General features: G+C 70.1%; 6 protein-coding genes. 4 read left to right on the plus strand and 2 right to left on the minus strand.

The features are described from left to right. A partial coding sequence (gene metH / locus ACRDP3_RS03605) for a methionine synthase (RefSeq protein ID WP_431515333.1) occupies positions 1-2,666 on the minus strand: 2,666 nt, incomplete at its 3' end. A gap of 268 nt (positions 2,667-2,934) precedes the next feature. Here metH and ACRDP3_RS03610 point away from each other — a divergent pair. From ACRDP3_RS03610 to ACRDP3_RS03625, 4 genes are all read left to right on the plus strand, one after another. Further along, a complete protein-coding gene (locus tag ACRDP3_RS03610; protein WP_431515334.1) occupies positions 2,935-3,831 on the plus strand; it encodes an IclR family transcriptional regulator in 897 nt (298 codons plus the stop codon). A gap of 214 nt (positions 3,832-4,045) precedes the next feature. Next, positions 4,046-4,798, plus strand: coding sequence for an MIP/aquaporin family protein (locus tag ACRDP3_RS03615; protein ID WP_431515335.1), 753 nt, complete (start codon positions 4,046-4,048; stop codon positions 4,796-4,798). A gap of 103 nt (positions 4,799-4,901) precedes the next feature. Beyond that, positions 4,902-6,455, plus strand: a complete 1,554-nt coding sequence (gene glpK / locus ACRDP3_RS03620) for a glycerol kinase GlpK (protein WP_431515336.1) — start codon at positions 4,902-4,904, stop codon at positions 6,453-6,455. Between the two features lie 5 nt (positions 6,456-6,460). Beyond that, complete coding sequence (locus ACRDP3_RS03625; RefSeq protein ID WP_431515337.1) at positions 6,461-8,077, plus strand: FAD-dependent oxidoreductase; 1,617 nt, start codon at positions 6,461-6,463, stop codon at positions 8,075-8,077. Between the two features lie 42 nt (positions 8,078-8,119). Here the strand turns inward: ACRDP3_RS03625 and ACRDP3_RS03630 are convergent. Continuing rightward, positions 8,120-8,779: DUF3459 domain-containing protein (locus ACRDP3_RS03630; RefSeq protein WP_431515338.1), on the minus strand; the 660-nt coding region annotated here is incomplete at its 5' end.

Raw genomic sequence — 8,779 nt, forward strand, 5'->3', positions numbered from 1 at the left:
CCCTCGGCGGACGCCGGCCGCTTGGGCACGCGGCGCTGCTTCAGCTCCGGCAGCACCGCCCCGGGAACGCCGCGCTTGACGCCGATGAGGGCGTCCATCAGGCGCAGCCCCTCGAAGGCGTCCCGGGCGTAGCGCACCTCGCCCTCATAGATCTCGTGCAGGTCCTGCTCGACGTACGCGCGGGTGAGGGCGGCACCGCCCAGGATGACGGGAAAGTCCGCGGCCATGCTGCGCTGGTTGAGCTCCTGCAGGTTCTCCTTCATGATCACGGTGGATTTCACCAGCAGCCCGGACATGCCGATGACATCGGCCTTGTTCTCCTCGGCGGCGTCCAGGATCGCGGCGACGGGCTGCTTGATGCCCAGATTGACCACGTTGTAGCCGTTGTTGGACAGGATGATGTCGACGAGGTTCTTGCCGATGTCGTGCACGTCCCCGCGCACGGTGGCCAGCACGATGGTGCCCTTGCCCTCGTCGTCGCTCTTGTCCATGTGCGGCTCCAGATAGGCCACCGCGGTCTTCATCACCTCGGCCGACTGCAGCACGAACGGCAGCTGCATCTGCCCGGAGCCGAAGAGCTCACCGACGACCTTCATGCCCGCCAGCAGCGTGTCGTTGACGATCTCCAGCGCCGGCCGGCCGGCCAGCGCCTCGTCCAGATCGGCTTCCAGGCCGTTGCGTTCGCCGTCGATGATGCGCCGCTGCAGGCGTTCGTCCAGCGGCAGCGCCGCCAGCTCGTCAGCCCGGCTGGCCTTCATCGCCTTGGTGTCGACGCCCTCGAAGAGTTCCAGCAGCTTCTGCAGCGGGTCGTAGCCGTCCCGGCGCCGGTCGTAGATCAAGTCCAGGGCGGTGGTGACCTGTTCCTCTTCCAGCCGGGCGATCGGCAGGATCTTGCTGGCATGCACGATCGCCGAATCGAGCCCCGCCTTGACGCACTCGTCCAGGAAGACGGAGTTGAGTACGAGCCGCGCGGCCGGGTTGAGGCCGAAAGAGATATTGGAGAGCCCCAGCGTGGTCTGGACGTCCGGGCGGCGCCGCTTCAGCTCCCGGATGGCCTCGATGGTGTTCAGGCCGTCCTTGCGGGATTCCTCCTGGCCGGTGCAGATGGTGAAGGTCAGACAGTCGACGAGGATGTCCGACTCGTTGATCCCCCAGTTCGAGGAGAGGTCGTCGATGATCCGCTCGGCGATGGCGACCTTGTTCTCGGCCGTACGGGCCTGGCCCTCCTCGTCGATGGTCAGCGCGATCAGCGCCGCGCCGTGCTCGCGCGCCAGCGCCGAAACCCGGGCGAAACGCGACTCTGGGCCGTCACCGTCCTCGTAGTTGACCGAGTTGATCACCGCACGGCCGCCGAGCATCTCCAGCCCGGCCTGCAGCACGTCGACTTCGGTGGAGTCCAGCACGAGGGGAAGGGTGGAGGAGGTCGCGAAGCGCCCGGCCAGCTCCCGCATGTCGGCGACGCCGTCCCGGCCCACGTAGTCGACGCACAGGTCGAGCATGTGGGCACCCTCGCGGATCTGGTCCCGGACCATCTCCACGCAGTCGTCCCAGCGGGCCTCCAGCATCGCCTCGCGGAACTTCCTCGACCCGTTGGCGTTCGTCCGCTCACCGATCGCCATGTACGAGGTGTCCTGCCGGAACGGGACCATCTGATAGAGGGATGCGGCGCCCGCCTCCGGCTGGGGGTGACGCACGGTCTGTTCCTTGCCGCGCACCCGCTCGACCAGCTGCCGCAGATGCTCCGGCGTCGTACCGCAGCAGCCGCCCACCAGGGACAGGCCGTAGTCGCGCACGAAGCCCTCATGCGCGTCGGACAACTCCTCCGGTGTCAGCGGGTAGTGAGCACCGTCGGTCCCCAGCACCGGCAGTCCCGCGTTCGGCATGCACGCGATCGGCACCCGGGAATGCTGCGCGAGGTAGCGCAGATGCTCGCTCATCTCCGCCGGGCCCGTCGCGCAGTTCAGCCCGATCATGTCGATGCCCAGCGGCTCCAGCGCCGCGAGTGCCGCACCGATCTCGGAGCCCAGCAGCATCGTTCCGGTGGTCTCCACCGTGACCGAGCAGATCAGCGGCAGGTCGGCGGCCCCCGCCACCTCCATCGCCCGGCGGGCCCCGATGATGGCGGCCTTGGTCTGCAGGAGGTCCTGCGTGGTCTCCACCAGCAGCGCGTCGGCGCCGCCCGCGATCATGCCCTCAGCGTTCTGCTGATAGCCGTCACGCAGCGTTGCGTACGGGGCGTGCCCCAGGGTCGGCAGCTTGGTGCCGGGACCCATCGAACCCAGCACCCACCGGGGGCGGCCGTCCGCCTCGAACTCATCGGCGACGTCCCGGGCGATGCGCGCGCCCTTCTCGGAGAGGTCGTAGATCCGATCGGTGATGTCGTACTCGCCGAGTGCCGCGTGATTCGCGCCGAAGGTGTTGGTCTCCACGCAGTCCACGCCGGCCTCGAAATACGCGGCGTGCACCGACCGGGCGATGTCCGGCCGGGTCACATTGAGGATTTCGTTGCAGCCCTCGAGCTGCTGGAAGTCATCGAGACTCGGATCCTGCGCCTGAATCATCGTCCCCATCGCACCGTCAGCGACGATCACGCGCTCGGTGAGCGCCTGGCGCAGGGCGGCTGCCCGCGGGAAGGCGGTGGTGGGCGTACTGCTCGGCGAGGCCATGAACGGTTCTCCCTAGGGTGCGACGGCTGTCGGCTATGCGCGGTCCGGCGGTCCCGTGAGGACGGCGCACCTGATCAGGGTAGCTGGCGGGCACAAGAGTGCGGCCGGACATTCCGCCAAGCGGACAGCGGCGACCCGCGGCGGACGGGGCGGGGGCCAAGGACGACCCTGGGCCCGGACTACCACGCGCCGTCATCAAGCGATACCGTTCGGCATTGTCGAACTCGATTCAACGCGGCTCGTGCAGAGCAGGTCAGGGAGGTGCCTGATGGCCCGGACCATCCAGTCGCTGGAGCGCGCGGCAGCCCTGCTGCGGCTGCTGGCGGGTGGTGAGCGGCGGCTCGGCCTCTCCGACATCGCCTCATCGCTGGAGCTGCCCAAGGGCACCGCGCACGGTCTGCTGCGCACCCTCCAGCAGGAGGGCTTCGTGGAGCAGGACGGGGCGACCGGCAAGTACCAGCTGGGCGCGGAGCTGCTGCGGCTGGGCACCAGTTACCTCGACGTGCACGAGCTGCGCTCCCGTGCCCTGGTCTGGGCCGACGATCTCGCGCGGTCCAGCGGCGAGAGCGTCTATCTCGGTGTCTTCCACCAGCAGGGCGTGCTGATCGTGCACCACGTCTTCCGCCCCGACAACAGCCGCCAGGTGCTGGAGGTGGGCGCGATGCAGCCGTTGCACAGCACCGCGCTGGGCAAGGTGCTCTCCGCGTACGACCCGGTGGCCCACAGCGAGGCGGTGGACAGTGAGCGGCAGCGCTTCACGGAGCGTACGATCACCGGCCCGGCGGAGTTCGAGGACGTGCTGGAGATGACGCGGGCGCGCGGCTGGGCGGCCGATGTCGAGGAGACCTGGGAGGGGCTGGCGTCGATCGCCGCGCCGATCCGGGACCGGCGCCGGATGCCGGTCGGGGCGGTGGGCGTGACGGGGGCGGTGGAGCGGGTCTGCGACGAGGGTGCCGGGAGCGGAGGAAACGGCGCGGCGGCCGGCGCCGGTGCGGCCGGCACGGCCAACGACCCCAACGGCCCGAACGGCCCGAATGGCATGGCCAACGGCACGAACGGCGCGGGCGGCGCCAACGGCGACGGTGAGCTCCGCCCGCGGCTGGTCGCGGCCGTACGGGACTGCGCGCGTGCCATCTCCCGCGACTTGGGCGCCCGGCGCTTCTGAGGAACTCCGGGAGCCGCCCGGTTCCCGGTCCGCGCGCAGGTCAAGATCACCTCTCCTCCGCAGGAAATGACATCGAGTGTCCTCGGTCACACCCCTTGACGGGACCTCCACCAGGGAGAAAACTGCCGCTCGGCGGTCGGCATTGTCGAACGGTGGACGAGACCCGGCCCGCCCTCCCATCTGGCCCATCTGGAAAAGGACAAAGGAGTCGCGGGTGTCCAGTTCCGACATCTTCTTCAGCGAGACCATAGGTACCGCCCTGCTCATACTGCTCGGTGGCGGTGTCTGCGCGGCCGTCACGTTCAAGCGCTCCAAGGCGTTCAACGCCGGCTGGGTCGCCATCACCTTCGGCTGGGGATTCGCGGTCCTGACCGGCGGATACGCCGCCCAGGTCTCCGGCGCCCACCTCAACCCGGCGGTAACCCTGGGCCTCGCCATCCAGGGCACCACGGAGTGGGCCGACGTTCCCCTCTACTTCGCCAGCGAGCTCCTCGGCGCGATGATCGGCGCGGTACTGGTGTGGCTGGTCTACTACGGACAGTTCCACGCGGAGCTCACCGACCCGGAGATGGCCGAGCGCAAGAGCGAGGACCCGGGCCCGGTGCACGGTGTCTTCTTCACCTCTCCCGAGATCCGCAACCCCCTGCAGAACCTCGTCACCGAAGTCATCGCCACCTTCGTGCTCGTCATCGCGATCCTGACCCTGGGCCTCACCAAGGGTGTCGGCCTCTCCGGCATCGGGGTGCTGATCGTGGCGCTCATCGTCGTCGGTATCGGCCTGTCGCTGGGCGGCCCCACCGGGTATGCCATCAACCCGGTCCGCGACTTCGGCCCCCGTGTCGTGCACGCGCTGCTGCCGCTGCCGAACAAGGGCGGCTCGGACTGGACCTACGCGTGGATCCCGGTCGTCGGACCGCTGCTGGGCAGCGCGATCGCAGCCGGCGTCTACCAGGTCGCGTTCGGCTGAGCCCGTCGCCGCCCGACACGAGGGCCCGGTCGCGTAGGCACACTCATACGCACAGGCCGGCCCGGGCCGTGAGCCCTTCCCTCCGAACTCCTTGGAGCACTACATGAGCGACACAGACAGCCGGTCCTCGGGCGCGTCCTCGCACGGCGAGGGCCCGTTCATCGCGGCCATCGACCAGGGCACCACCTCCAGCCGCTGCATCGTCTTCGACAAGGACGGCCGCATCGTCTCCGTCGACCAGAAGGAGCACGAGCAGATCCTCCCGAAGCCGGGCTGGGTCGAGCACGACGCCGCCGAGATCTGGACCAACGTCCAGGAGGTGGTCACCGGTGCCCTTGACCAGGCCGGGATAACCAAGGCCGACGTCAAGGCACTCGGAATAACCAACCAGCGCGAGACGACGCTGCTGTGGGACAAGGCGACCGGCCGGCCTGTGCACAACGCGCTGGTCTGGCAGGACACCCGCACCGACACGCTCTGCCGCGACCTGGGCCGCAACGTCGGCCAGGACCGTTTCCGCCGCGAGACCGGGCTGCCGCTCGCCTCGTACTTCTCGGGCCCCAAGATCCGCTGGTTGCTCGACAACGTCGACGGTCTGCGCGAGCGGGCAGAGCGCGGCGAGATCCTCTTCGGCACGATGGACTCCTGGGTCATCTGGAACCTCACCGGCGGCCCGGACGGCGGCCGTCACGTCACGGACGTGACCAACGCCTCCCGCACCATGCTGATGAACCTGCACTCGATGAGCTGGGACGAGAAGATCTGCGCCTCCATGGGCGTTCCCATGTCCCTGCTGCCCGAGATCCGCTCCTCCGCCGAGGTGTACGGGGAGGCGACGGGCGCCCTCGCGGGAGTTCCGGTGGCCTCGGCGCTGGGTGACCAGCAGGCGGCACTGTTCGGGCAGACGTGCTACGCCGAGGGCGAGGCCAAGTCCACCTACGGTACGGGCACCTTCCTGCTGCTCAACACCGGTCACGAGGCCGTCAACTCCTACAACGGGCTGCTGACGACGGTCGGTTACCAGATCGGTGACGAGCGTCCGGTCTACGCCCTGGAGGGCGCGATCGCGGTCACGGGTTCGCTGGTGCAGTGGATGCGCGACCAGATGGGGCTGATCAACTCCGCGGCCGAGATCGAGACTCTCGCCAGTTCCGTCGAGGACAACGGCGGCGCCTACTTCGTGCCCGCCTTCTCCGGCCTGTTCGCACCGTACTGGCGCGACGACGCGCGCGGCGTGATCGCCGGTCTCACCCGGTACGTGACCAAGGCGCACCTGGCCCGTGCCGTGCTGGAGGCCACCGCCTGGCAGACCCGGGAGATCGTCGACGCGATGCAGAAGGACTCCGGCGTCGAGCTGACCGCGCTCAAGGTCGACGGCGGCATGACCTCCAACAACCTGCTGATGCAGACGATGTCGGACTTCCTGGACGCGCCCGTGGTGCGCCCGATGGTCGCCGAGACCACCTGTCTCGGCGCCGCGTACGCGGCCGGGCTCGCGGTCGGGTTCTGGTCCGACACCGACGAACTGCGCGCCAACTGGAAGCGGGCGGCCGAATGGACGCCCGGGATGGACGCGGCCGCACGCGACCGCGAGTACAAGAACTGGCTCAAGGCCGTACAGCGGACCATGGACTGGATCGAAGAAGAGGAGAACTGAAACAGATGAACACCCTGCAGAGCGTCCCCGCCCTGGGGACGCGCCCGGCTGCCGGCGCCGACCCGAGCCGTGCCGAGACCAGGGATCTGCTCGCCAACGCGACGTACGACCTGCTCGTGATCGGCGGCGGCATCCTCGGCACCTCGGTGGCCTGGCACGCCGCGCAGTCCGGACTGCGGGTGGCGATGGTGGACGCCGGCGACTTCGCCGGCGCCACCTCGTCCGCCTCCTCCAAGCTGGTGCACGGCGGACTGCGCTATCTGCAGACCGGCGCGGTCAGGCTGGTGGCGGAGAATCACCACGAGCGGCGGGTGCTTGCCAAGGACGTGGCGCCGCATCTGGTCAACCCGCTCAAGTTCTACCTGCCCGTCTACAAGGGCGGTCCGCACGGAGCGGCGAAGCTGGGCGCCGGCGTGTTCGCCTACAGCGCGCTGTCGGCGTTCGGCGACGGTGTGGGTCGCCTCGTCTCTCCGTCCCGTGCGGCTGCCGACAATCCTGGGCTGCGCACGGAGAACCTGAAGGCGGTCGCGGTCTACGGCGACCACCAGATGAACGACTCCCGGATGGCCGTGATGACGGTGCGTGCCGCCGTCGAGTCGGGCGCCGTGGTGCTCAACCACGCCGAAGTGACCGGGCTGCGCCGTACCTGCGGCCGGGTGACCGGAGCCGAGCTGCGCGACCGGACGGACGGGACGGAGTTCGGGGTCGACGCCCGCCTGGTGCTCAACGCGACCGGACCGTGGGTGGACCACCTGCGCAGGCTGGAGGACAAGGGGGCGATGCCCAGCGTCCGCCTCTCCAAGGGCGCGCACGTGGTGCTCAAGCGCAAGGCGCCCTGGCGGGCGGCCATGGCCACGCCGATCGACAAGTACCGCATCACCTTCGCCCTCCCCTGGGAGGACCAGCTGCTGCTGGGCACCACGGACGAGGCCTACGAGGGCGACCCGGCCGACGTCACCGCGACCGAGGCCGACATCCAGCAGATCCTGGACGAGGCGGCCTTCTCCGTAGGCGACGAGCACCTCTCCCGCGATCTGATCAGCTATGCCTTCGCGGGCCTGCGGGTGCTGCCCGGCGGACCCGGCGGCGTGGCGGCGGCCAAGCGCGAGACGGTGGTCAGCGAGGGCAGCGGCGGGATGCTCTCGGTGGCGGGCGGAAAGTGGACCACGTACCGGCACATCGGCCGTGCCGTCATGAACAAGCTGGCGAGGCTGCCGGGCGGTTCGCTCGGGCAGGACATGGAGCCGGTGCGGGAACTGGTGCGGCGCACCCCGCTGCCGGGCATCTCCAACCCCAACGCGGTCGCACACCGGCTGCTGGTGGACCGGGAGCGGGAGCCGGGTCCGCGGATGGACCCGATGACCGCACGTCAGCTGGCCACCCACTACGGCTCGCTCTCCTTCGCCCTCGCGCGGCTGGTGCACGAGAACCCGGCGCTGGGCGAGCGCATCCACCCGGACGGGCCGGAGATCTGGGCGCAGGTCGTCTACGCGCGCGACCACGAATGGGCCGAGACCGTGGAGGACGTGGTGCGGCGGCGCACCACACTGACCATCCGCGGCCTGGACACGGACGAGGTGCGCGAGCGGGTCGGGATGCTGCTGGCCGACCGGCGGGGCTGACCTCTGCTGTGCCGCGCGGGCAGCCCGCTGCCGGTCACGGGGTTACGGCGTCAGCCAGACCGCGGTGTCCGGTGCGAGCATGCCGTCTTCCGGGGCGTCGCTGGCGAGCAGCGGTTCGGCGCCGCCCGGGAGCGGCACCGGGCGGCCGGAGAGGTTGATCCGGCAGACGAGGTCGTCGCCTCGGCGGAAGGCGAGTTCGCCCTCGGCTGCCGGCAGCCACTCCAAGGCGTCGTTCCCCGGACGGCCCCGGAAGCCGCGGCGCAGTCGCAGCGCGGTGCGGTAGAGCTCCAGGAACGAGTCCGGCCGGCCCGTCTGGGTACGGGCGGAGTGCCGGCCCCAGCCCTCGGGCTGGGGCAGCCAGCTGCCGCCCGGGCCGAAGCCGCAGGACGGCCCGGACTCCTCCCACGGCAGCGGCACGCGGCAGCCGTCCCGGCCCTTCTGCGCGTGCCCGGTCCGCTCCCACATCGGGTCACGCAGTGCCTCGGCGGGCAGGTCCGCGACCTCGGGCAGGCCGAGCTCCTCGCCCTGGTAGAGGTACGCGGTTCCGGGCAGCGCCAGGGTGAGGAGCGCGGCCGCACGGGCCCGGCGACGGCCGAGTTCATGGTCGGGAGCGGGCTCACGCCCGTCACGGACCAGCCACTCGGCAAGGTCCGTCCCCTCGGGGAGGCCGTAGCGGGTGGCGTGCCGCACCACGTCGTGGTT

This window comes from Streptomyces sp. (assembly GCF_050698815.1).
Lineage (GTDB): Bacteria > Actinomycetota > Actinomycetes > Streptomycetales > Streptomycetaceae > Streptomyces.

Excerpts from the sequence above, each read along its gene's own strand:
- ACRDP3_RS03610 (WP_431515334.1), top strand. The coding sequence starts at position 2,935 with ATGGCCCGGACCATCCAGTCGCTGGAGCGCGCGGCAGCCCTGCTGCGG.
- glpK (WP_431515336.1), top strand. The coding sequence starts at position 4,902 with ATGAGCGACACAGACAGCCGGTCCTCGGGCGCGTCCTCGCACGGCGAG.
- ACRDP3_RS03625 (WP_431515337.1), top strand. The coding sequence starts at position 6,461 with ATGAACACCCTGCAGAGCGTCCCCGCCCTGGGGACGCGCCCGGCTGCC.